The sequence below is a fragment of the Cellulomonas sp. genome (assembly GCF_965229465.1).
Taxonomy (GTDB): Bacteria; Actinomycetota; Actinomycetes; order Actinomycetales; family Cellulomonadaceae; genus Cellulomonas.
The window spans coordinates 3,857,393-3,879,768 of the sequence record NZ_OZ245882.1; the positions used below are offsets into that span (position 1 = coordinate 3,857,393).

Below are 22,376 nucleotides of genomic sequence, written 5' to 3' on the forward strand. Positions count from 1 at the left end.
CGCGCGGATCGGGCTGCGACCGTCGTCATGCGTACTCGTTCCGGCGCAGCCACCGCATCGCGGCCGCTCCCCAGACGGGTGGCAGGTAGAACGTGACGAGCCGGAAGGTGATGGCGGTCGAGACGGCGATCTCGCTGGGGACCCCGACGGCCTGAAGGCCGACGGTGAAGCCGACCTCGGCGACCCCCATCCCGCCGGGGACGGGCATGAGGCCGGCGCACAGGCTCACGGCGGTGTTGACGAGGATCAGCTGCGAGAACGCGACCGTCTGGCCGAACGAGTGCAGGCAGAACGCGAGGACGCCCGCCTGGAGGAGCTGCGCGCCGAGGTTCCCCCCGAGCATCGCGGCCACCTTGGCCGGCCTGCGGAGCACCCCGAGCGCGGAGCGCGCCGCACGACCCTGGTCGGCAAGCGCGGCCCGGGCGCGCGGGAGCAGGGCGGTGAGGCGGTGGCGCAGCCGGGGGACGAGCAGGGTGACCCCCACCCCGATCGCGACGAGCGCCACCAGGAGGGCGACGAGCGACGGGCTCGTCGACCCGGAGCCCGCGGTGCTCGAGGCCGCGGGGACGGCCGAGGTGAAGCCCGGCAGACCGCTCACCAGGATCAGCACGATCAGCGCGACCTGCACGACGAACCCGCTGACGCTGTCGATGAGGCCGAAGGACAGGGCGGTCGCGGCGGGGATGCCGAACTTCTGGAAGACCCGGACCTCGAGCGCGAGCCGGGCGGCGGTCGCGGGCAGCACCAGCGAGATGAACTGGATGGCGTACTGGAGCATGAGGACCGGGACGTACCGCAGCCGCGCGGTCGCCGCCCCCATGGTCGCGCCGGCGAGCGCCATCTGGATGGTCGGGGAGAGGGCCAGAGCGGCCGCCAGCCAGGCCCACTCCGCCGACGCGAGCGCCGAGGCGACGCTCGCGAGGTCGACGCCGGCCAGCAAGGTGACGAGCACGTAGACCAGCAGCCCGACGACGAGCAGCCTGCCGATCGACCGCGGGGTCACCCTCCGCAGGCGCTCCAGCGGCGGATCCTCGACACCCGCGGCGGCGACGGCCGCCGCGCGCAGCTCGTCCAGCGTCCAGGTCGCCCCCCGCAGCTCGGCCCGGGTCCGGCTCCCGAGCGCCGCGGGCTGCACGTAGGGAAGCACTGCCGCCAGGCCCTCAGGTCCGACGACCTCGACCGCCGCGGACAGCGCCCGGTCGATCCCGACCGCGAGCGCCGTGACGACCAGGAGCCGGGCCTGGTCGGTGCGCAGGTCTCCCTCGTCCGAGGCGTGGGCAGCGGCGTCGAAGTCCGCCAGTGCGACCGAACCGTCCGTGCGGACGACGACGCTGCTGTTCTCGATCCGTCGGTGTGCGATCCCCGCGGCGTTGAGGGCGACCACGGCACGCCAGGTGTCGCCGAGCAGCTCCTCGCCCGGCACCCCGGACTCGAGGAGGCTCAGGTACGCCCGAGGGCTGCTCGTCACCAGCAGGGCGTCGCCCTGGTCCGCCAGCCCGACCGCGACGACGTCCAGCGTCGGCACCCCGACCTGCGCGGCGAGCATCGTGTAGAGGGCCTCGTGCTCCACGCGCGACCGGCGGGTGCCCCACACGTGTGCGCGCTCGCCCCGCCGCGTCAGGGCCGTCCACAGCGATCCGACGACCTGGCTGTCCCACGCGTCACGCCCGTAGACCTTGACGAGGAGATCCGTGCCCTGCTCCGTGCGCGCGACGAGGAGGTTCTCCGCGGCGACGCGTGCCGGAGCCGCCGTCACCCGGGTGGCCAGGACGCCGAGGTCGGCGAGCGCGACCTGGACCTGCGCGTCGGTCAGTCGCCCCTGGGGCGACCCCATCACGAGGTGGGCGACGGCGGCCGCAGCGATCCCGACGGCGATGGCCGCGCTCGCGCCGATGAGGTTGGTCGCATGCAGCCCGATGGCTGCCACGGCGCCCAGCCCGACGACGAGCCTGCTGGCGTACCGCCAGGGTCGGGCCAGGTGCGGCGAGGCCGTGACCACGACGGCGGTGACGATCGCGACCCGGGTCGCGACGTAGACCACCGGTGGGCCGGAGGACACCAGGCCGCTGACGATCAGAGACGGGTGAGTACCGGCGAGTGCTCCCACGCCGAGCGCAGCACCGAACGCCACCGCCGAGGCGATCAGCTGGTCGACCAGCAGCAGCCGCCGTCCTCGGCTCGCGGCGGCCAGCAGGACGACGCCCACGGCCCAGAGGGTCAGGACGGCGTAGACGATGCTCCACAGCCAGCCGAACAGCGGTTCGAGACGCGCGAGCACCGCGTCGAGCGCGTGGTCGGCACCGGTCGGCCCCGGCGCCGCCAGGGCGAGGAGCCCGAGGGCCAGGATGGACGTGACCAGCAGGATGACGTCGGTCGGCCGGCGCAGCCTGGGGGCGTCGGCCGCGGACGACCAGACGCGGACGAACCCGCCTTCGCGAGCCTGATCCGCGTTGACGGCCATCGAGCCTCCTGGCATGACGACTGACCTGAGGCGGTGCGGCCGGGGGTGCGGCAGGTCAGCACGAGGCTACTGGGGTCCGGGGCTCCGGCGTCGGAACTTCGCCGGACGGCCGGACCAACCTGTCAGCGAGCGCCTGCGTGCGCCACGAGGAGGAACTGCCCGCCGCCCGGCTCGACGGTGGCGGTCGCCCGCAGCCCGGGCGCGAACCGCGAGAGCCGGTCCACGAGCCACACCGCTGCCTCCTCGGCGTCCGCCCTCGTCGGGCAGCGACCCACGACCTCACGCCCGCCCTTGCGCGTCAGCCGTTCGACGGTCGACACGATCGGCGCCGGCTCCACGACGAAGAGGGTCGGCGACCAGGCCACGACGGGCCTGACGGCTCCCTTGCGGGTGTTGCAGGCCCGGTGTGCCAGACGCTCCGAGCCCGGAGCCGGCTTCTTGCCCTTCGGGGTGGCACCGCCGTCGACGCTCGGGCCGCGGTCGGAGTTGACGGACCCGTCGGGGTCGACCGGCTCGTCGCACAACCAGCACCGCCATGCGTCGCGCTCGCCGACCTCGTCAAGGGTGCTCATGGCCGGAGGCTACGGGGCCGCGGGAACCGATCCAACTCGCCTGACGGATCGCCGGCCACGAGACTGCGTGCACCGCGTCGACGGTCACCCCACCGCGGGCGGCCGCGTGGTTGCGCCTGCGACCGCAGTCACGACACGCCGAAGACATCGGGTGCCGTGTCCCTCGTGCGTGTGAACGGACGGGTGAATGGCCCCGGCTGTCGTCCCATGACCGCCCGGCGTCGGCGATGCTGGCTCGCATGGGCGACGACGAGACGGCGTGGCGGGTCGACGTCACGGACGACGACATCCGCGCTGCGAAGCGAGCCTGGCTCTATGCGGGCGATCACGGTGCCGACAACGACGAGATCGCGTCGCGGTACGCGACCTACCGGCAGCTCGTGGTGGGTCAGGCTCAGCAGATCGCGGATGACTTCCGCGCACGCCGCGCGAGCTGAGCGGCCAGACGGGTCTGTTCGCGTCGTCGGCCGCGAAAAGCCCTCCACGGCCGCCGCGCGCTCGATACGCTGCGCGCTCACCAGCTGACTCTTCCTCGGAGATCACGTGCGCATCGTCCGCCCGGCCATCGCCCTCGCTCTCGGCAGCCTGCTCCTCCCCCTGGTGGCGGGACCGGCTGCTGCGGCGCCCTCTCCTGCCATCGAGAACTACGTGGTCTCGGTGTACGACGACCTGTTCGGCCGCGCGCCGGACCCGACGGGCGTCGCGACCTGGACGAGCGCGCTCTCCTCGGGCACGCCGCGCATCGCGGTCGCCAACGCGATCACGTCGTCGCAGGAGTTCCGCTCCGGCCTGATCATCGACGCCTACGCCGCGTACCTCGGCCGTGGACCCGACGCCGCGGGGCTGCAGTTCTGGCTCCGGAACATGAGCGCCGGCATGACGATCGAGCAGCTGGACTCCGGGTTCATCGCCTCCGACGAGTACTGGGCGGTCGCCGGTGGGACCTCCGCGGACTGGGTGCGGGCGCTGTATGCGGACGTCCTCGGCCGCGAGGCCGGCGACTCGGAGATCGCCTTCTGGCTGGGCCAGCTCAACGGCGGAGCGACGCGCGCCCAGGTGGCGATGGGGTTCCTCCTGTCGACCGAGTACCTGTCGTCCGTCGTCGACGGCTATTACTGGTGGCTGCTCGGCCGCGGCCTGGACCCGAGCGGTCTGCGCACGTGGGTCTCCGCGATCCAGCACGGTGCCCGTGACGAGCAGATCATCGGCGGGATCGTCGCCTCCGAGGAGTACTGGGTCTACGCGACCTCCGGGCCGGTGGTGGGGTTCATCGAGCTGACCCCGACGAGCTCCAGCCTGAATCTCGGCGACGGCCAGAGCTACCAGATCTGGGCGTACGGCACCCACGGTGAGTTCCTCGCTGACGTCAAGGACGTCGCCAGCCTCACGTGGGACGGCCACCCGTGTCCCCTGTGGGCGTGCGTCCCCACGTCCCAGGGAGTCCACCAGGTGATCGCGAGCTATCGCGGCGCAGCCACGCTCGCGACGCTGACGGTCACGCCGCCGCGCCCCTGACCTGTCACGTGCGCCCGAACCGGGCGGCGAGGTCCTCGGACCCCCGGGCGAGCAGCGTCACGTCGGCGCCGAGGAGCACGAACGAGGCGCCGGCGTCGGCGTACGCGCGCGCCAGGTCCGGGTCGAACGCGTTGACGCCGACCGGCTTGCCCGCCGCACGCACTGCGTCGAACGCACGGTGGACGGCGGCGACGACGTCCGGGTGGCTCTGCTGGCCGAGCAGCCCCATGGAGGCGGCGAGGTCGGACGGCCCGACGAAGACGCCGTCGACCCCGTCGACCGCAGCGATCGCCTCGGCGGCGGCCACGCCCTCGGCCGTCTCGATCTGCACCAGGACCGACACGTGCTCGTCGGCGTGCTCCAGGTACCCCTCGACCCGGTTCCACCGGGCCGACCGGGCGATCGCCGAGCCGACGCCCCGGCGGCCGCGGGGCGGGTATCGGACGGCCTCGACGACCGCCCGCGCCTGCTCCGCGGACGACACCATCGGCACCAGGAGGTTCTGCGCCCCGAGGTCCAGGACCTGCTTGATCGTCACGACGTCGTCGGTCGGCACCCGGACGACCGGCGTCACCGGGTAGGCGGCGACGGCCTGGAGCTGCGCGAGCACCGAGTCCAGCGAGCTGGGCGAGTGCTCCATGTCGATCAGCAGCCAGTCCAGCCCGGACCCGGCGCAGATCTCGGCGACGAGCGGGCTGGCCGTGCACACCCACATGCCGAGGAACGGTCCGCTGGTCGGGCCTGTGGCGTGCGCAGCGAGGGCGTCGCGGAACGTCGGTGTCAGGCGAATCGGCATGTGATCGTCCCCAGGTCGCGGTAGTCGGCCAGCACGGTGTCGCCCGGATGCACCCAGATCGGACGCGTGAACGAGCCCGCGAGCACGAGCTCACCGGCCTCGAGGCGGTCGCCGTGCTGGGCCAGCTTGTTGGCCAGCCACGCGACGCCCAGCGCGGGGTGGCCCAGCACCGCACCCGCGACGCCGGACTCCTCGATCGTCTCGTTGCGGTGCAGCAGCGCGGCGACCCAGCGCAGGTCGACGTCGTCGGGCCGGACGCGGGAGCCGCCGACGACCATGGCCCCCATCGCCGCGTTGTCGCTGATCGTGTCGACGATCGTGCGGCCCGCGAGCTCGATGCGGGAGGACAGGATCTCCAGCGCCGGCACCACGTACTCGGTGGCGCGCAGGACGTCCTCCAGGGTGGCGCCGGGGCCGTCCACGGGCTCGGCCAGCCGGAACGCGAGCTCGACCTCGATGCGCACGTTCGAGAACCGGCCGTGCTCGACCACCGCGCCGTCCTCGTAGACCATGTCGTCGAAGATGGCCCCGTAGTCGGGCTCGTCGATCCCGGTCGCCGCCTGCATCGCCTTCGACGTCAGGCCGATCTTGTGGCCGACGAGCCGCCGACCGGCGGATACCGCGCGGCGCCGCCACTCGCCCTGCACGGCGTACGCGTCGTCGACGGTCATGCCGGGGTGGCGAGCGGTCAGGAGCGGCACCATCGTCCGGCTCCGCTCCGCCGCGGCTAGCTCGTCGGCGATCGCCGTGACGGTCTGCGTCGACAAGGACGAGCCGCTCACAGCTGATGGCCCAGCTTGTACTCGCCCTGCTTCCAGCTGGGGAGCTCATCGGGGGCGTCGCCCTTGCGGGTGTAGGAGAACCCGTCGGCCCCGATGGTCACCTCCATCTCGCTGCTGTCCGTGCGCGCGACCACCGGCTGCGGGACGCCGTCGAGGTCGAGCACCAGGGACGCCTCGGTGTACCAGGAGGGGACCACCGGGTTGCCCCACCAGTCGCGGCGCTGGTTGTCGTGGACGTCCCACGTGACCACGGGGTTGTCCGGGTCGCCCGTGTAGTAGTCCTGCGTGTAGATCTCGATCCGGTGCCCGTCGGGGTCGCGCAGGTACAGGTAGAACGCGTTGGACACGCCGTGGCGGCCCGGTCCCCGCTCGATCCGGTCCGACATCCGCAGCGCGCCGAGCTTGTCGCAGATCGCCAGGATGTTGTGCTTCTCGTGGGTGGCGAACGCGACGTGGTGCATGCGCGGGCCGTTCCCGCCGGTCATCGCCGTGTCGTGGACCGTGGGCTTGCGGCGCATCCACGCGGCGTAGGTGGTGCCCGCCTCGTCCTGGATGTCCTCGGTGACCCGGAAGCCGAGGTCCTCCATGTACCGCACGGCCCGTGGCACATCGGGGGTGACCTGGTTGAAGTGGTCGAGCCGCACGAGCGTGCCCGGCGTGTACAGGTCGTAGCGCCACGCGAGCCGCTCGACGTGCTGGACGTCGTGGAAGAACTCGTACGGGAACCCCAGCGGGTCCTGCACGCGCACGGAGTCCCCGACGCCCGTCACGAAGCCGTCGGCACGCCGCTCGACCCGGCACCCGAGCTCGCGGTAGAACGCGACCGCCCTGTCGAGGTCCGCGGGGGAGCGAACCCGGTAGGAGAGCGCGGCGGCGGCCGCGACCGGACCCGCACGCAGGACCAGGTTGTGGTGGATGAACTCCTCGTAGGTGCGCAGGTAGACGGCCTCGCCGTCCTCCTCGGTCACGACCAGGCCGAGGACGTCGACGTAGAAGTGCCGCGATGCCGCGAGGTCGGTGACCACGAGCTCCATCGAGGCGGCACGCAGGATGTCCGGCGGCGGGGAGGACGGCGTCGGGATGGGGGTCGCGCTCACGTCAGTGTCCTTTGCCGAAGGTCGGGTTGTGCGCCTCGCCGAGCGTGACGTGCACGGCCTGCTGGTGGGTGTAGAAGTCGATCGAGCGGTAGCCGCCCTCGTGGCCGAGGCCGGACGCCTTGACCCCACCGAACGGCGTCCGCAGGTCCCGGACGTTGTTGCTGTTGAGCCAGACCATGCCGACGTCGAGCGCCTGCGCGAAGGTGTGCGCCCGGCGCAGGTCGTTCGTCCACACGTAGGCCGCGAGCCCGTACTGCACGCCGTTGGCGAGCGCGAGCGCCTCCTCCTCGGTGTCGAACGGGGTGATCGCGACGACCGGGCCGAAGATCTCCTCCTGGAAGATCCGGGCGCCGGCCGGGACGTCGGCAAAGACGGTCGGCGCCACGTAGTTGCCGGTGGGGAGGCCCTCGGGCCGCCCGCCGCCCGCGACGAGCCGGCCCTCGGTCCTGCCGAGCTCGATGTAGCCCATGACCTTGTCGTAGTGCTCCGGGTGCACCAGCGCGCCGACCTCGGTTGTGGGCTCGTGCGGGGGGCCGACGACGACGCGTCGGGCCTGGGCGGCGTACCTTTCGACGAACTCGTCGTAGACCTCGCGCTGGACCAGGATCCGGCTGCCCGCCGTGCACCGTTCGCCGTTGAGCGAGAACACGCCGAAGATCGTCGCGTCGATGGCCGTGTCCAGGTCGGCGTCGGCGAAGACGACGGCGGGGGACTTGCCCCCGAGCTCCATGGAGAGACCCTTCAGGTGCGGGGCCGCGTTGGCGAAGATGAGCTGGCCGGTCCGGCTCTCGCCCGTGAAGGAGATGAGCGGCACGTCCGCGTGCTTCACCAGGGCGTCGCCCGCCTCCTCGCCGAGCCCGTGGACCAGGTTGAACACGCCGACGGGCACGCCGGCCTCCTCGAAGATCCCGGCCCACAGGGAGGCCGACAGCGGCGTGAACTCCGCCGGCTTGAGGACGACCGTGTTGCCGGTGGCCAGCGCGGGTCCGAGCTTCCACGACTCGAGCATGAACGGCGTGTTCCACGGGGTGATGAGCCCGGCGACGCCGATGGGCTTGCGGTTCACGTAGTTGAGCTGCCGCCCGGGCACCTTGAACGCGTCGTCGGTCTGCGCGACCACCAGGTCGGCGAAGAACCGGAAGTTCTCCGCGGCCCGGCGCGCCTGGCCGAGCGCCTGGGTGATCGGCAGGCCGGAGTCGAAGCTCTCGAGCTCTGCGAGCCGGGCGTCGCGCGACTCGACGATGTCGGCGACCCGGTGCAGGACCCGCGAGCGCTCGCGCGGCAGCAGCTGCGGCCACGGCCCCTCCTCGAACGCCTGCCGCGCCGCGGCGACCGCGCGGTCGACGTCGGCCGCCTTGCCGGCCGCGGCGTGCAGGTACGTCTCGTTCGAGACCGGGTCGAGGACCGCGAAGGTCGAGCCGTCCGTGGAGTCGACGTGCGCACCGCCGATGTAGTGCTGGAGGCGGTCGGGAAGGTCGGCAGGCATGGAGGTCGCCTCTCAGAGTGCGGCGGTGACGCCGTCGGGGTGCTCGTGGCTGAGGTAGGCGGCGAGCGTGGCCGAGCGGTGGCCGCGGGCGGCGCGCTCGATGTCCGGCAGGGGGGCGCCGGTCTCGATGAGGTCGAGGAGGACCTCGTGCTCGCGCACCGACTGCTGCGCGCGGCCGGGCACGAAGCTGAACGTGGAGTCGCGCAGGTGACCCAGCCGGACCCACTCCGCCTCGACCAGCGCGAGCAGGCGCGCGTTCGGGCAGGCGGCGAAGAGCACCGAGTGGAACGCGTGGTTGACGGACGTGAAGTGCCTCGGGTCGAAGTCGTCGAGCGACTCGACCAGCCGGCGGTTGAGCCCGCGCGCCTGCCGGACGTCGTCGGCGGTGAGGTGCCGCGCCGCGAGCGCGGTGGCCGCTCCCTCCAGGATGGCCAGCGACTCCATGCTGTGCCGGTACCCGGTGTCGTCGATCATGGAGACGCGCGCCCCGACGTTCCGCTCGAACGTCACCAGACCCTCCGCCTCGAGCCGGCGGATCGCCTCGCGCACCGGCACGACGCTCATGTCGAGCTCGTCGGCGATCGACGCCAGGACGAGCCGGTACCCCGGCGTGAGCTCCTCGCCCGCGATCCGCTCCTTGAGCCAGTGGTAGGCGTGCTGCGACTTGCTGGGCGCCGGCACCGGGACCGGCGCCGCCTGGTTCATCGGCCCGCGCGCCATGCGTCGAACCTCGCTCTCCAGCGGGCGTCCATCGGGAAGAGGCCGTCGACGGGGTGACCGGCGGCGACCTGCTCGGCGATCCAGCCGTCCTCCTCCTCCTGGGCCAGGGCGGCGTCGACCACCTCCTCGACCAGCGCGGGCGGGATGACGACGACGCCGTCGCCGTCTCCGACGAGGATGTCGCCGGGCTCGACGGTCGTCCCGCCGCACGCCACGGCGACGTCGACGTCCCACGGCACGTGCAGGCGGCCCAGGACCGCGGGGTGAGCGCCCGCCGAGTAGACGGGGATGCCGACGGCGGCGACGGCGGCGTGGTCGCGGACGCCGCCGTCGGTGACGATGCCGGCCGCCCCCCGCGCACGGGCGCGCAGGGCGAGGATGTCCCCGAACGTGCCGGACCCGGCCTCGCCGCGCGCCTCGATGACGAGCACCTCACCCTCGCCGACGCTGTCGAACGCGCGCTTCTGGGCGTTGTGGCCGCCGCCGCGGCGGGCGAACAGGTCCGCGCGGCCGGGCACGAGCCGCAGGGTGCGCGCGGTGCCGACCAGCTTGGCGTCCGGGTGCATGGGCCGGACCCCGTCGATCGTGACCTCGTCGAGCCCGCGCTTGCGCAGCTGCGCGCTGAGGGCGGCGACCGGCACCTGGAGGAGCTTCTCGCGCAGCTCGGGGGAGAGGCCCTCCGGCGCCAGCCCGGCGGCAGCGCGGGAGCCCCAGGCCTCCGCCCGCTGGTGGTCGTCGACGGCGGGCAGCGACCCGAGCGCACCGTCGAACCCGTCCTCGGCCTGGGTGACGGTCGTGACGAGCCGCCCGGAGGTCGGCCCCCCGGGCATGTCGACCTCGACCTCGACGACGTCTCCGGGGACGACGACGGAGGACCCGGCGGGGGTGCCCGACAGGATGACGTCCCCCGGCTCGAGCGTGAGGTGCTGCGAGAGATCGGCCACGAGCTGGGCGAGGGGGAAGAGGAGCCCGGCCGTCGTGTCGTCCTGCCGGGGCGCGCCGTTGACCCACGCGCGCAGCCGCAGCGCACCCGGGTCGACCGCCCGCGCGTCGAGGAGGGCCGGTCCGACGGGGGTGAACCCGTCCCCGCCCTTCGACCGGAGGTTGGACCCCTTGTCGTTCGCGCGCAGGTCGTACAGCCCCAGGTCGTTCGCCGCGGTGACCCACCCGACGTGGTCCCACGCCCGGTCCAGGGGCACGCGCCGGGCGGTGGTGCCGATGACGAGCGCGATCTCGCCCTCGAAGGCCAGCAGCTCGGTGCCGGCCGGACGCTCGACGGTGCCGCCGGAGGCCGCGACCGAGCTCGACGGCTTGAGGAAGTACGACGGCTGCGCGGGACGGCGGCCGCGCTGGTCGGCGCGAGACGCGTAGCTGAGGTGGACCGCGACGATCTTCCCGGGTCGTCCGGGGAGGGCGGAGAACCTGCGGTCGGTGCTGTCGTCGGTCATGAGCTCCCTTGCCGGTGGTGAGGAGAGGTCCTGTGTGGTCAGCCGCTCGCGCGGGAGATCTCCTCCCAGAAGGGCGCGACCACCGTGCCCGAGACGCGCAGGTCGAGGAGCAGGAACGGGCGCTCGGTCGCTGGGCGTGCCCGCCACGCGGTCAGCGCCTCGAGGTCCTCCATGGTGCGGACGGCGACGCCCTGGGCGCCGAGCGCGGTGGCCACGCCGGCGAAGTCGACGTCGGGGATGAGCATCGGCTCCCGCGCCAGGCCCTTGCGCCCGTAGAGGTGCATCTCCGCGCTGTACGCCCCGTCGTTCCAGACGACGGCCATCCCGCGGCCGCCCGCGACCCGTACCGCCGACTCCAGGTCGGACAGGGCCATCAGCCCGCCGCCGTCTCCGGTGGTCAGGACGACGGTCGCCTCCGGCCGCGCGAGCGCCGCGCCGACCACGCTGGGGAAGCCGAGACCGATCGCCTGGAACGCCGTCCCCACCATCACCATCCGGTCCGGAGCCGAGACGGGCCAGTACATGTTCGACCAGCCGAGGAAGTGCCCGCCGTCCGAGACGACCACGCGGTCCTCGGGCAGCAGCTCGGCGAGGCGTGACGCGGCGGAGCGCGGGTCGAGCCGGCCGTCCGGGGCGGTCCCGTCGCCAGGCTCCTGCCGCCGTGCGGCGGTGAGGTCGACGGACTCGCGCCACCCGCTGGGCGTGACCCCGTCGAGCTCCTTCAGGATCGCCTCCGCGACGACCGCCGCGTCCCCCCGGACGTATCCGCCGACGTGCGGGTGGGTGGCCGCGGGCGCGACGTCGACCTGGAACACCCGGCAGCCGGGGGCGAACAGGTCGCCGAACCGCATGGTGAACTGGTTCAGGGACGCGCCGACGACGACGGCGACGTCGGCCTCACGGACCAGCTCCATCGCCTCCCGGGCACCGAACCCGCCGGCGACACCGAGGTCGAACTCGTCGCGCGGGAAGACCCCGCGCCCGAGTGCGGTCGTCGTCGTCAGGGCGCCCGTGGCGTCGGCGATCGCGCCGAGCGCCTCGCCCGCGCCGGCCACCCAGGCACCGCGGCCGGCCAGGAGCAGCGGTCGACGCGCGGCGGCGAGGGCGGTCGCGATCTCCCGCACGACGCCGTCGGCGAACGCGCCGCGCACGGCCAGCGGAGCGGGCAGGCGGGGGGTCGGCGTCTCGGGCACCGGGCCGGTGTCGAGCGTCGCGACGTCGTAGGGGATCGCGAGCACGGTGGGCACCCGGTAGGTCAGGGCGTGCTCGACGGCGATGACGGTCGTGGCGGCAGCGTCGGTGCGACCCACGGTGTACGTGCGGGCACCGACGGCCGAGGCCATGGCGATCTGGTCGACGTCCCACGGGCGCGGCCCCGACGTGGGCTCGTCCCCGACCACCAGGACGAGCGGCACGTGGGCCTGCACGGCCTCGGCGAGGGCGGTGAGCGTGTTGGTGAACCCGGCGCCGTACGTCGTCGTCGCCGCGGCGAGCCTGCCCGAGGCCCGGTGGAAGGCGTCGGCGGCGACCACCGCACCCGCCTCGTGGCGCACGGGGACGAAGCGGGCGTCCGTCTGGCACGTCAGGGCGTCGAGGAAGTAGGCGTTGCCGTTGCCCATGACCCCGAAGACATGGTCGACGTGCGCGGCGAGCGTGACCGCGACGTGCGCGGAGACCGTCGGCATCGAAGTGGGCCTCTCGGACCGGGTCGACCGCGTCGTTGCGGCCTGGAGGGATAATATACGATCCGTACCACCTCGACATCGGCGTCAGGGGAGTCGGTCCCATGCAGTTCCACCACCACGGCTACGTGTCCGGCGATCCCCGCGTCCAGCCCGCGGCAGGCGTCGGCCTCGACCGGCCCGAGGAGCTCCCCGACGAGGTGGACGTCCTCATCGTCGGGGCCGGGCCGGCGGGGATGATCGCGGCCGCGCAGCTCTCCCAGTTCCCGGACGTCACCACCCGGATCGTCGACCGCCGCGACGGCCGGCTGGCCATCGGGCAGGCGGACGGCATCCAGGCCCGCAGCGTCGAGACCTTTCAGGCGTTCGGGTTCGCCGGCCGGATCGCCGAGGAGGCCTACCGCATCACCGAGATGTGCTTCTGGCACCCGGACCCCGCCGACCCGTCGCGCATCGTCCGTGGCGAGCGCCCGCCGGACGACCCCAGCGGCATCAGCGAGTTCCCGCACCTCATCGTCAACCAGGCGCGGGTGCTCGACTACTTCGCCGAGTACATGGCGAGCTCACCCAGCCGGATGGTGCCGGACTACGGCTACGAGTTCCGCGGACTCCAGCGACTCGACGACCACGTCGACGTCACGCTCGAGCGGGCCGGCCGGTCGAGGGTGGTCCGGGCCAAGTACGTCCTGGGCGCCGATGGTGCCCGCAGCGGGGTGCGCACCGCGATCGGCTGCACGATGGAGGGGAACTCCGCGTTCCACGCGTGGGGCGTGATGGACGTGCTGGCGGTCACCGACTTCCCGGACATCCGCCTCAAGTGCGCGATCCAGTCGGGTGCCGGGGGCAGCATCCTGCTCATCCCGCGCGAGGGCGGCCACCTGTTCCGGATGTACGTCGACCTCGGGGAGGTCGACCCCGACTCCCACCACGAGGTGCGCGACACGACGATCGAGCAGATCGTCGCGCGGGCGCAGGCGATCCTGCAGCCGTACACGCTCGACGTGCGGCACGTCGCCTGGCACAGCGTCTACGAGGTGGGGCACCGGCTGACCGACCGGTTCGACGACGTCCCCGTCGAGGAGCACGTCGACGGGCGGGCCGCGCGCACGCCGCGCGTGTTCATCGCCGGTGACGCGTGCCACACCCACAGCGCCAAGGCCGGCCAGGGCATGAACGTCTCCATGCAGGACGGCTTCAACCTGGCGTGGAAGCTCGGCTACGTGCTCACCGGCCGGAGCCCGGAGAGCCTGCTCGCCACCTACTCCGCCGAGCGTCAGGTGGTCGCGCAGAACCTCATCGACTTCGACAAGGAGTGGTCCACGCTCATGGCGAAGACGCCGGAGGAGCTGGGGGACCCCGGCCGGCTGGCCGAGTTCTACGTGCGGACCACCGAGTTCCTGTTCGGGTTCATGACGCAGTACGCACCGTCGATGGTCGTCTCCGAGCCCACCCACCAGGCGCTCGCCACAGGGTTCCCGGTGGGGAAGCGGTTCAAGTCCGCCCCGGTTGTCCGCGTCGCCGACGCCAACCCGCTGCACCTCGGGCACCAGCACCGCGCCGACGGCCGCTGGCGCGTCTACGCGTTCGCCGACCGGGATGCCTCCGCGCTGGCGGCCTGGGCCGAGCGGATGGCCGTCCCGCTGGCGCGGGAGGGGGTCTTCGACGTGAAGGTCGTCCACCAGCAGCGGCACGCCGACGTGGACATCGCGGCGGTGCCCGAGCTGTTCCTGCCGCGGACGGGGCCGTTCCAGCTCGTCGACTACGAGCAGGTCTTCGCCACGCATCCCGACGACGACATCTTCGATCTGCGGGGCGTGGACCGGGCCGGGTGCGTCGTCGTCGTCCGGCCCGACCAGTACGTCGCCGCCGTCCTGCCGCTGGACGCCACGGACGAGCTCGCGGCGTTCCTCGGTCAGTTCCTGCTCGAACGCTAGGCGGCGTCGTGGGCGAGCCGGGAGGGCGTCTCGTCGTCGAACCCGGCGAAGAACCCGCCCACCCGGTCGGTGAGCTCGCCCATGCCGTCGCACGCGAACAGGATCGGCTGGTAGTGGCTGATGTCGTAGGCCAGCGTGGCCATCTGGTGGAAGTCGACGGGCCGGATGTCGGCGCCGCGGAACTCCTCGATCTCGCCGTAGGACGACAGCAGGCCGGCGCCGTACGCACGCAGCTCGCCGTGCTCGTACATCACGCCGAACTCGATGGTGAACCAGAAGACGTCGGCCACGTACTGGAGCCCCTCGGGCGTCTCGCACCGCCGAGCGGCCTCCCCGGCCCTGCGCTTGACCTCGGCGATCGCAGGGTTGGCCAGCAGGTTGCAGTGCCCCACGACCTCGTGGATGACGTCGGGCTCCGGCGTGTACAGCGGCTGTGACGGGTGACGCAGGTACTGGGTGGAGTGGAACACCCCGTCCGCGAGCGACCCGTAGAAGACGTCGAGGGGCACCAGGCCCGCCGCCGGGTGGAGCCGGAAGCCGCTGAGCGGACCGAGGCCCGCGCTGACCTCGTCGAGCTGCGGCACGTGGTCGGTGGGCAGGGCGAGTGCCTCCTTGCCCTCCAGGTAGCCACGGATCGCGAGCCGCTCGTGCTTCGGCGCCAGCTCGCGGCACACGGTCCGCCAGATGTCGTTCTCGGAGTCCGTGTACTCCACACGGGGAACCGGGTCCCCGGGCTGCCACCCCAGAGCCGGGCCGGCGATCTCCTCGCGGCGGCGGCGGTACTCCGGGTCGTGCGCACCGGGATGGTCGTCGGCGAGGTGCACGGTGACCTTGCCGTCCTCGTCGGCGGTGACGGGGGCGTACAGCTGTCCTTCGTCGAACATGCGATCCGTTCTACGCCGAAAGGGCGCCGAACGCATCCCCCACCCGTGTCGCGGGTCGACGGTCCGACGAACCGTCACCCGAACGAGATGTCAAGGTCGGCGCCCGAGATGTCGTTGTCAGAGGATGGCCTCTGGTCCCACGCAGAACTACGACGACGCGAGTCTCGGGGTATGGAAGGGCCGTCCCCTCGTGGCGGGGGCCGTGCGGATGCTGATCGCCGCGATCCCCGTCGCCCTCTCGGTCGGGACCGGGCTCGCTGCCGTGCACTGGCTCCCACCGAGCCGGCTCGGCGTCAGCACGTGGGTCTGGCTGCTCATCGAGATCTCCTGCGCGACGGCCGTCCTGGTCCTCGCGACCCGGCTCTGCCGCCGGTTCCTGCCGTTGACGACATTGCTCCGGCTCACGCTCTACTTCCCCGACCGCGCTCCGTCGAGGCTCGCGGTCGCGATGAGCCACTACTCGCCGGACGCCCTCCAGGCGAGGTTGGCCGTCTTCGGTCGGCGAGGGCCACGCCCCGAGGGTGAGCACGCCGCGCGCATCCTCAGCCTCGTCGCGGCGATCAGCGACCACGACCAGCTCACCCGCGGTCACAGCGAGCGGGTCCAGGCCTACTCGGCGCTGATCGGCAAGGAGCTGGGCCTGTCCGCCCAGGAGGCAGCCAAGCTCAGCTGGGCAGCCCTCCTGCACGACGTCGGCAAGCTGCGCGTTCCCGCGAACGTCCTGAGCAAACCGGGTGAGCCCACGGCGCGGGAGTGGAGCATCATCGCCGACCATCCCGAAGCCGGCATGGAGATCGCCCAGCCGCTGAGCGAGTGGCTCGGTCCGTGGCTGGACGTGATCGGGCAGCACCACGAACGCTGGGACGGCGCCGGCTACCCAGCCGGTCTGGCCGGCGAGGAGATCAGCAGGGGCGCCCGGATCGTCGCCGTCGCCGACGCGTACGACGTCATCACGTCGGCGCGCTCGTACAAGCGCGCCCTGCCCGCCTCCGCCGCTCGCGCGGAGCTTGCCCGGTGCGCCGGCGAGCAGTTCGACCCGCAGGTGGTCCGGGCCTTCCTGGCGATCGGGCTGGGCCGGCTGCGCCGCATCGCCGGGCCGCTGAGCATCCTCTCGATCCTGCCGGGTCTGCCGCACGTCACCACTGACCTGCCGTCCGTCGTGCAGAGGATGACCACGGTGGGCGCCCTCAAGAGCACCGGAGCGATCGGCCTCGTGCTCTCGGTGTCGACAGCCACCGCGGGCGGGGCACTGGCTCCGGTCCCGCACACGCCCGTGCCGCCCACCTCCGTCGCGTCGGACACCGCCGCGATCACCACGCCACAGTCCGGACGGGTCGAGGACGTCCCTGTGGTCATGCCGACGTCGACGGCCGCGGCCGACGCACCGGACAGCACCCCGCTCCCGTCCCCGAGCGACCCGCCGATCGCCCCGTCCGCGGCGCCCATGGTCCTCCCGCCGGTCGTCGCTCCCTCGCCCGGGCAGATCGCTGCGAAGAACGCCAAGGGCAAGCTCAAGAAGGCGGAGAACGCCAAGAACGCCGACGCGGCCAAGAACACCAAGGACAAGTAGCGCTCGACCGACGATCAGGCCGCGTCGGTCTACTGCGACTCGGCACGCGCCTCGTCGGCCGCGGCCTTGATCTCGTCGGCCTCTGCCTTCTCGATGGCCTTCTCCACGATGGCGTCCGCCTTGTCCAGCGCCTTGCGGAGCGCGATCGCGCTGGGGTCGGAGACGAGCGCCACGATCCCGGAGTGCCCGGCCACGATCGCGTCCTGCAGGTCCTCGGCCAGCTCCTTGCGGTGGTGCAGCGCGACGCCCTTGCCGGTCGCAGCGCCGATCGCGCCGAGCGCGGCTGCGCTGCCGATGACGCTCGGGGGGAAGATCAGGCCGAGCGCGACGCCGCCGACGACTCCCCACGTCAGGCCCCGGCGGGTGCTGTGGTCGGTCGACTTGAGGATCTCCAGGGTGCCGTCGGCGTCGCGCTTGACGACGAGGACGCCGTCGACGCTCAGGGTCCTGCCGTCCTCGGCGCCCTTGATCGCCTCGTACGCCTGCCAGGCGGCGTCGGTGTCGCTGAAGTCGGCGACGAACAACGTGTAGGCGCCGTCCGTGACGAGTGCGCCGGTGTCGATCTGGTCGTCGGACATCGTGGTGCTCCTTCGGGTGGTGTGCGGACTTTCTGGCGGTGCGGGTCGCGCAGTCTGGTCAGGACCCGAGCGCTGTCGCCTTGAGCCTGGCGAACTCGGCCTGGTCGATGGCGCCCGAGTCGAGGAGGGCCTTGGCCTGGGCGATCTGGTCGGTGGGGGACGATCCCGCGGCGCTGCGGATCCGGTCGTCGAACGCGGACTGTGCGGCCTGCATCTGCGCCGCCTGCCTGGCCCCCATGCCCTTGCCCCGGACGATGAGGTACAGCAGGATCCCGAGGAACGGCAGGATCACGAGCAGGACGACCCACAGCGCCTTGGCGCCGCCGCCCGTGTCCGGGTCCCGGAACAGGTCGCCGAAGATGGCGACCAGCAGCCAGAACCAGATGATGAACAGGAAGAGCTCGAGCATCCAGAGCAGGATGTCGCCGCTCCCGAACGACGCGGTCAGGTTCACTGGGCCTCCTTGTGGGGTGGTCGCGGCCGGTGAGGTCGCGGGGACGGCGGACGGCGGTTCATGGCGCGACCGCGGTTGAGGCGACGGGCGTGGCGGACGTCGGCAAGGTGAAGGAACCGGCAGCAGCGGACGCGGCCGAGTCGGCCAGCGTGCCCCGGGCTGCCCGTGCACGTCGGCCCATGACGACGGCCATGGCGACACCCAGGGCGCTGAACGCGGCCATCAGCCACGAGGCTGTGGCGAGCCCGTCCGCCAGGGCGTCCGCCGGGGACAGGCCGGCGGCGGTCCCGTCGGCGATGACGCTGCCGTAGACGGTGGCAGCGAGGGCCGTCGCGACGGCAGCACCCACGTAGCGGGCCATGTTCGAGACGCCGGATGCTGCGCCGACGTCGGTGGCGTCGACCGACGCGGTGGCGGCCGCCGAGGCCGGGCCGTTGGACAGTCCCATCCCGATCGCGACGGCGATCAGGGGAACGACGAACGCCCCGTAGAGCCAGGAGCCCTCGGCGAAGCCGAGCATCGCAAAACCGACGGCGGTGATGGCGAAGCCCGCGCCGACCACCTGTCGTCCCCCGAACCGGGCGGCGAGGCGAGGGACGAAGGGCGCGACGAGCACGAGCCCGACCGTGGCGGGCAGCGTCGCCAGGCCGGCCTCCAGCGGGCTGAGCCCGAGCGTGCTCGGATCCTGGAAGTACAGGCTGACCAGGTACATCAGCGCGTTGATCGTGCCCGCCCCGATGAGGATCGCGAGCGTGGAGCCGACCAGGATCCGGTTGCGCAGCAGCGCCAGGTCGAGCATCGGCACCGCCACCCGTCGCTCGACGGCGACGAACCCGACCCCGGCTGCGACGGCCAGCGCGAAGCAGCCGAGGGTCGCCACGGACGTCCACCCCCACGCGCTGCCCTTGCTCAGCGCGAGGATGAAGGGCGTCAGGGTCAGTGCCACCAGCACGCTTCCCCCGAGGTCGATGGAGCGGGACCGGGCCGTGTCCCGCGACTCCGACACCGTGACCGCCGTCAGGACCACGACGCCCATGGCGACGACCGCGTCGACCCAGAAGAGCGCGTGCCAGCCGGTGACCTCCACCAGGACGCCACCGAGCAGGGGCCCGGCCGCGGCCCCGACCGCAGCGGCCGCACCCCACAGTGAGACGGCCCGGAGCTGCGCGGGACCGGTGTTCGCCACGGACAGCAGGCTGAGACCGCAGGCCAGGATCGTCGCCCCGGCGGCCCCCTGGATCGCGCGCCCCGCGATCACCATGCCGCCCGAGCTCGACAAGGCGATGAGCACGCAGGAGGCGATGAACAGCAGCAGGCCGATCTGGAAGACGCGCTTCCTGCCGAAGACGTCGCCGAGCGACCCGGACGTGACGATCGTCGCCGCGCCCACGAGGGAGTACCCCGTCACCGCCCACTGCAAGGTCTCCACCGACATGCCGGTGTCGGCGGAGATGGCGGGCAGCAGGATGCTCACCGCGGACGTGTTGGCGTTGACGACGAGCGTGGACAGGCACGCGGCGACCAGGACCCCGCGTGCCGTCGACCGCCCCGAGGATGCCTGGGTCACCGGCGCCGACCCAGGTCCTGCAGCAGGAGTGCCTGCGCGACGATCATCGTCTCGATCTCGGCCGGGTCGACGCTCTCGTCGGAGGCGTGGATCCGGGACAGCGCGACGTCCTCCGGGCCCCACAGGATGAACTCCGCGCGCGGGGCCACCGACTCGAGCGTGCGCAGCAGCGGGATGGAGCCGCCGCAGCCGGCCTCACCGACGGACGTGCCGAAGGCCTCGGTCATGGCCTCTCGGGCAGCGGCGTACGCGGGGCCGTCGGTCGCGCAGGTGAACGCAGGAGCGGCCTTGGTGCGGCGGACCTCCACCTTCGCGCCCCAGGGGGCGTGCGTCTCCAGGTGCAGCACCAGGGCGTCGAGCTCCTCCTGCGGGTCTGAGCCGGGCACGATGCGCATGGAGATCTTGGCGCTGGCCTGGGGGATGAGCACGTTCGACGAGCCGGCGATGCTCGTCATGTCGAGCCCGATCGCGTTCACGGAGGGCCGCGCCCAGAGCCGGGCACTGATCGGCCCCGTCCCCGTGAGGCTGACCCCGTCGAGGACGTCGGCGCTGGCCCGCAGGTCGTCGGCGCTCAGGTCCTCGCCCGCCCAGGTGGTGGACGTGACCCCGTCGACGGCGACGTCGCCGGCGTCGTCGTGCAGCGTGGCCAGCAGCCGGGCGAGCGCCATCATGGCGTCGGGCGCGGGCCCGCCGAACACGCCGGAGTGCAGCGGGTGCTCGAGCGTGCTGACCGTGACCACGCACGCGACGTCCCCGCGCAGCGCGGTGGTCAGGACCGGCTCACCGACGCGCAGGTTGCCCATGTCGCAGATGATGAACAGGTCGCAGTCGAACAGGTCGGGATGCGCCTCGACGAAGGCTTCCAGGTTGCTCTCGGTCTCCTCCATCCCCTCGAGGATCAGCTTGACCGTGCACGGCGGCTTCCCGTCGAAGATGCCCAGGGTGCCGAGGTGGATGATCAGGCCGCCGATGTCGTCGGCGGCCCCCCGCCCGTAGATCCGTCCGTCGTCCTTGCGCGTCGCCGTCCACGGGTCGCTGGTCCAGCCCTGGTCGGCCGGGGCCGGCTGGACGTCGTAGTGGGCGTAGAGCACGACGACCGGCGAGCCCTCGGGTCCGTCGATCTGCCCGTAGATGGGGGAGTACCCGGTCGGCACCTCCATGAGGCGCGCGTCGGTGAAGCCGGCCGCCTGGAACAGCCGGCGCGTCTCCTCGCCCATGCGGTGCACGGGCTCGGCGGGGTAGCCGGGGAATGCGACGGACGGGATGGCGACGAGCGTGCGCAGGTCCTCGAGGAGGCCGGGCATCAGGTCGGCCGCCTTGCCCGCGATCTGGTCCTTGGTCTGCACGACGTGCTCCGTTCTCTCCTCGACACCCCGCGGGTGCCGCGCCGCCAGGGTCAGAAGAAGACGGCCCCGATGACGGAGCCGACGATGATCGTGGTGACCGAGAGCACGAGCATGGGGATGAAGAAGCTGTGGTCGATCAGCTTGGTGCCCAGCTTCGTCGTGCCCGTGAGGTCGAAGTTCGCAGCGGCGATCTGCGTGCCGTTGGCCGGGAGGGTGTAGACGCCGCCCAGCGCACCGGCCCACATGCCGGCCACGACACCAGGGGCGAGACCGGCGGCGAGGCCGATCGGCACCATGGTCCGCGTCGCGGTCGACTGGCTGGTCGTGAGTGCGGCGACGAGGAACACGGCGAGCGCGAAGAGGAACCGCCAGTCGGTGACCCAGGCCCCGACGGTGCTGATGATGAACTCCTCGTGCGCTGCGATGAACGTGGCCGTGAGCCAGGCGATGCCGAAGAGGGCGATCGCCGAGATCATGCCGGCCTTGAACACCGACTGGTCCGGCACCGTCTTCACGTCAGGCCGCCCGACGAACAGGATGATGACGCCCACGACGAACATCACCAGGACGATCGTGTTGGTCATGTCGAGCGTCACCGTGCCCACGTCCGGGACCTCGAACGAGGGGCGCAGCCCGGGGAAGAGGCCGAGGATCACGATCGCCACGACCCCGGCGAAGAAGACGAGGGCGGAGTTGCGGCCGGCGCGCGTATAGGTGAGCTGCGCCGAGGCGGGTGCCGACTCGGCCACCCCCGACGGACCGGTGACGTCCGGACCGAGGCCTGCGCTGCCGGACGACACCGCCCCTGCCGGGACCCCGACGGCCACGGCCGGGGGCGCGACGAGCTCCCCGGACACGATCTTGGCCTGCACCTCGGGGTCGTCGTCGAGCTCCTTCCACATCCGGTTGACCACCACGGACGTGACGATGATGCCGACCACGCACGCCGGGATCGTGATCGCGAGGATCTGGGTCAGTCCCAGGTTGTACGGCTCGACGTCGGTCAACGTGAGCATCGCGGCCATCGCTGCGGAGACCGGCGAGGCCGCGAGCGCGATGCCCGACTGCACCACGGTGACGGTCAGCGGGCGGGACGGTCGGATGTGGTTCTTGTAGGCGACGTCGTAGATCACCGGCAGCAGCGGATAGATGATGTTGCTCGTCCCGGCGCCCACGGAGAACGCGAAAGCGGTCAGGGGTGCGATGAGGGTGATCTGCTTCGGGCGCCGCTCGATGACCCGGGCCGCGACGCTGACCATCCAGTCGATCCCTCCGGCGGCCTGCATCAGGGCTGCGCTCGTGACGACGGCGAGGATGATCGCCATCGCGGCGGCGGGAGGCTCGCCCGGTGCCTCGCCGAAGACGAAGACCAGGATGAACGTGCCCAGGCCGCCCCAGAGCCCGACGCCGACACCGCCGGCCCGGGTGCCCATCACGATGGCGCCGAGCACCACCAGGGCCTCGAGTACGAAGCTCACGCTCAT

Annotated in this window: 19 protein-coding genes; 4 read left to right on the top strand and 15 right to left on the bottom strand. The window is 72.4% G+C overall.

Annotated features, from left to right (window positions below):
* Positions 1-25 precede the first annotated feature (25 nt).
* Both ACO06A_RS18210 and ACO06A_RS18215 read right to left on the bottom strand, forming a co-directional pair.
* On the bottom strand, positions 26-2,461 hold the full coding sequence (locus ACO06A_RS18210) for a lysylphosphatidylglycerol synthase domain-containing protein (protein WP_421733603.1): 2,436 nt from the start codon (positions 2,459-2,461) through the stop codon (positions 26-28).
* A 122-nt stretch (positions 2,462-2,583) separates the two neighbouring features.
* Positions 2,584-3,033: a hypothetical protein gene (locus tag ACO06A_RS18215; protein ID WP_421733604.1), complete on the bottom strand. Its 450-nt coding sequence runs from the start codon at positions 3,031-3,033 to the stop codon at positions 2,584-2,586.
* Positions 3,034-3,272: 239 nt separating this feature from the next.
* Here ACO06A_RS18215 and ACO06A_RS18220 point away from each other — a divergent pair, with 239 nt between their 5' ends.
* Both ACO06A_RS18220 and ACO06A_RS18225 read left to right on the top strand, forming a co-directional pair.
* Positions 3,273-3,470, top strand: coding sequence for a hypothetical protein (locus tag ACO06A_RS18220; RefSeq protein WP_421733605.1), 198 nt, complete (start codon positions 3,273-3,275; stop codon positions 3,468-3,470).
* A gap of 106 nt (positions 3,471-3,576) precedes the next feature.
* Positions 3,577-4,548, top strand: coding sequence for a DUF4214 domain-containing protein (locus ACO06A_RS18225; protein WP_421733606.1), 972 nt, complete (start codon positions 3,577-3,579; stop codon positions 4,546-4,548).
* 4 nt (positions 4,549-4,552) lie between these two features.
* Here the strand turns inward: ACO06A_RS18225 and ACO06A_RS18230 are convergent, their stop codons facing one another.
* The 7 genes from ACO06A_RS18230 to ACO06A_RS18260 are packed head-to-tail and all read right to left on the bottom strand — an operon-like array spanning position 4,553 to position 12,562.
* The gene (locus tag ACO06A_RS18230; RefSeq protein ID WP_421733607.1) at positions 4,553-5,344 is read right to left on the bottom strand and encodes an HpcH/HpaI aldolase family protein; all 792 of its coding nucleotides are present in this window, start codon (positions 5,342-5,344) and stop codon (positions 4,553-4,555) included.
* Positions 5,329-6,126, bottom strand: a complete 798-nt coding sequence (hpaH, locus tag ACO06A_RS18235; protein ID WP_421733608.1) for a 2-oxo-hept-4-ene-1,7-dioate hydratase — start codon at positions 6,124-6,126, stop codon at positions 5,329-5,331. Before hpaH ends, ACO06A_RS18230 begins: the two co-directional genes overlap by 16 nt.
* Positions 6,123-7,223 carry a 3,4-dihydroxyphenylacetate 2,3-dioxygenase gene (gene hpaD, locus ACO06A_RS18240; RefSeq protein WP_421733609.1) on the bottom strand — a complete coding sequence of 367 codons (1,101 nt, stop codon included), beginning with the start codon at positions 7,221-7,223 and terminating at the stop codon, positions 6,123-6,125. The genes hpaH and hpaD overlap by 4 nt, the downstream gene beginning before the upstream one ends.
* Position 7,224: 1 nt before the next feature.
* Positions 7,225-8,709, bottom strand: coding sequence for a 5-carboxymethyl-2-hydroxymuconate semialdehyde dehydrogenase (hpaE, locus tag ACO06A_RS18245; RefSeq protein WP_421733610.1), 1,485 nt, complete (start codon positions 8,707-8,709; stop codon positions 7,225-7,227).
* Between the two features lie 12 nt (positions 8,710-8,721).
* Positions 8,722-9,429 carry a GntR family transcriptional regulator gene (locus ACO06A_RS18250; RefSeq protein ID WP_421733611.1) on the bottom strand — a complete coding sequence of 236 codons (708 nt, stop codon included), beginning with the start codon at positions 9,427-9,429 and terminating at the stop codon, positions 8,722-8,724.
* A complete protein-coding gene (locus tag ACO06A_RS18255; protein WP_421733612.1) occupies positions 9,411-10,877 on the bottom strand; it encodes a fumarylacetoacetate hydrolase family protein in 1,467 nt (488 codons plus the stop codon). Before ACO06A_RS18255 ends, ACO06A_RS18250 begins: the two co-directional genes overlap by 19 nt.
* A gap of 38 nt (positions 10,878-10,915) precedes the next feature.
* The gene (locus ACO06A_RS18260; RefSeq protein WP_421733613.1) at positions 10,916-12,562 is read right to left on the bottom strand and encodes a thiamine pyrophosphate-binding protein; all 1,647 of its coding nucleotides are present in this window, start codon (positions 12,560-12,562) and stop codon (positions 10,916-10,918) included.
* A 101-nt stretch (positions 12,563-12,663) separates the two neighbouring features.
* Here ACO06A_RS18260 and ACO06A_RS18265 point away from each other — a divergent pair, with 101 nt between their 5' ends.
* Positions 12,664-14,493: an FAD-binding monooxygenase gene (locus ACO06A_RS18265; protein WP_421733614.1), complete on the top strand. Its 1,830-nt coding sequence runs from the start codon at positions 12,664-12,666 to the stop codon at positions 14,491-14,493.
* Here ACO06A_RS18265 and ACO06A_RS18270 read toward each other — a convergent pair.
* The gene (locus tag ACO06A_RS18270) at positions 14,490-15,377 is read right to left on the bottom strand and encodes a phenylalanine 4-monooxygenase (protein WP_421733615.1); all 888 of its coding nucleotides are present in this window, start codon (positions 15,375-15,377) and stop codon (positions 14,490-14,492) included. The genes ACO06A_RS18265 and ACO06A_RS18270 overlap by 4 nt on opposite strands.
* Positions 15,378-15,501: 124 nt before the next feature.
* Here ACO06A_RS18270 and ACO06A_RS18275 point away from each other — a divergent pair, with 124 nt between their 5' ends.
* Positions 15,502-16,947: an HD domain-containing phosphohydrolase gene (locus ACO06A_RS18275; RefSeq protein WP_421733616.1), complete on the top strand. Its 1,446-nt coding sequence runs from the start codon at positions 15,502-15,504 to the stop codon at positions 16,945-16,947.
* 29 nt (positions 16,948-16,976) lie between these two features.
* Here ACO06A_RS18275 and ACO06A_RS18280 read toward each other — a convergent pair whose 3' ends face one another.
* Genes ACO06A_RS18280 through ACO06A_RS18300 form a run of 5 tightly spaced genes read right to left on the bottom strand, consistent with a single transcriptional unit; the run spans position 16,977 to position 22,376 of the window.
* Positions 16,977-17,525 (bottom strand): DUF1269 domain-containing protein, encoded by a 549-nt coding sequence (locus ACO06A_RS18280; protein WP_421733617.1) that lies wholly within the window; start codon positions 17,523-17,525, stop codon positions 16,977-16,979.
* Positions 17,526-17,583: 58 nt separating this feature from the next.
* A complete protein-coding gene (locus tag ACO06A_RS18285) occupies positions 17,584-17,979 on the bottom strand; it encodes a PLDc N-terminal domain-containing protein (RefSeq protein ID WP_421733618.1) in 396 nt (131 codons plus the stop codon).
* Between the two features lie 58 nt (positions 17,980-18,037).
* Positions 18,038-19,546: an MFS transporter gene (locus tag ACO06A_RS18290; RefSeq protein WP_421733619.1), complete on the bottom strand. Its 1,509-nt coding sequence runs from the start codon at positions 19,544-19,546 to the stop codon at positions 18,038-18,040.
* Positions 19,543-20,892 (bottom strand): M20/M25/M40 family metallo-hydrolase, encoded by a 1,350-nt coding sequence (locus ACO06A_RS18295; RefSeq protein WP_421733620.1) that lies wholly within the window; start codon positions 20,890-20,892, stop codon positions 19,543-19,545. Before ACO06A_RS18295 ends, ACO06A_RS18290 begins: the two co-directional genes overlap by 4 nt.
* 50 nt (positions 20,893-20,942) lie before the next feature.
* Positions 20,943-22,376, bottom strand: a complete 1,434-nt coding sequence (locus ACO06A_RS18300) for an anaerobic C4-dicarboxylate transporter (RefSeq protein ID WP_421733621.1) — start codon at positions 22,374-22,376, stop codon at positions 20,943-20,945.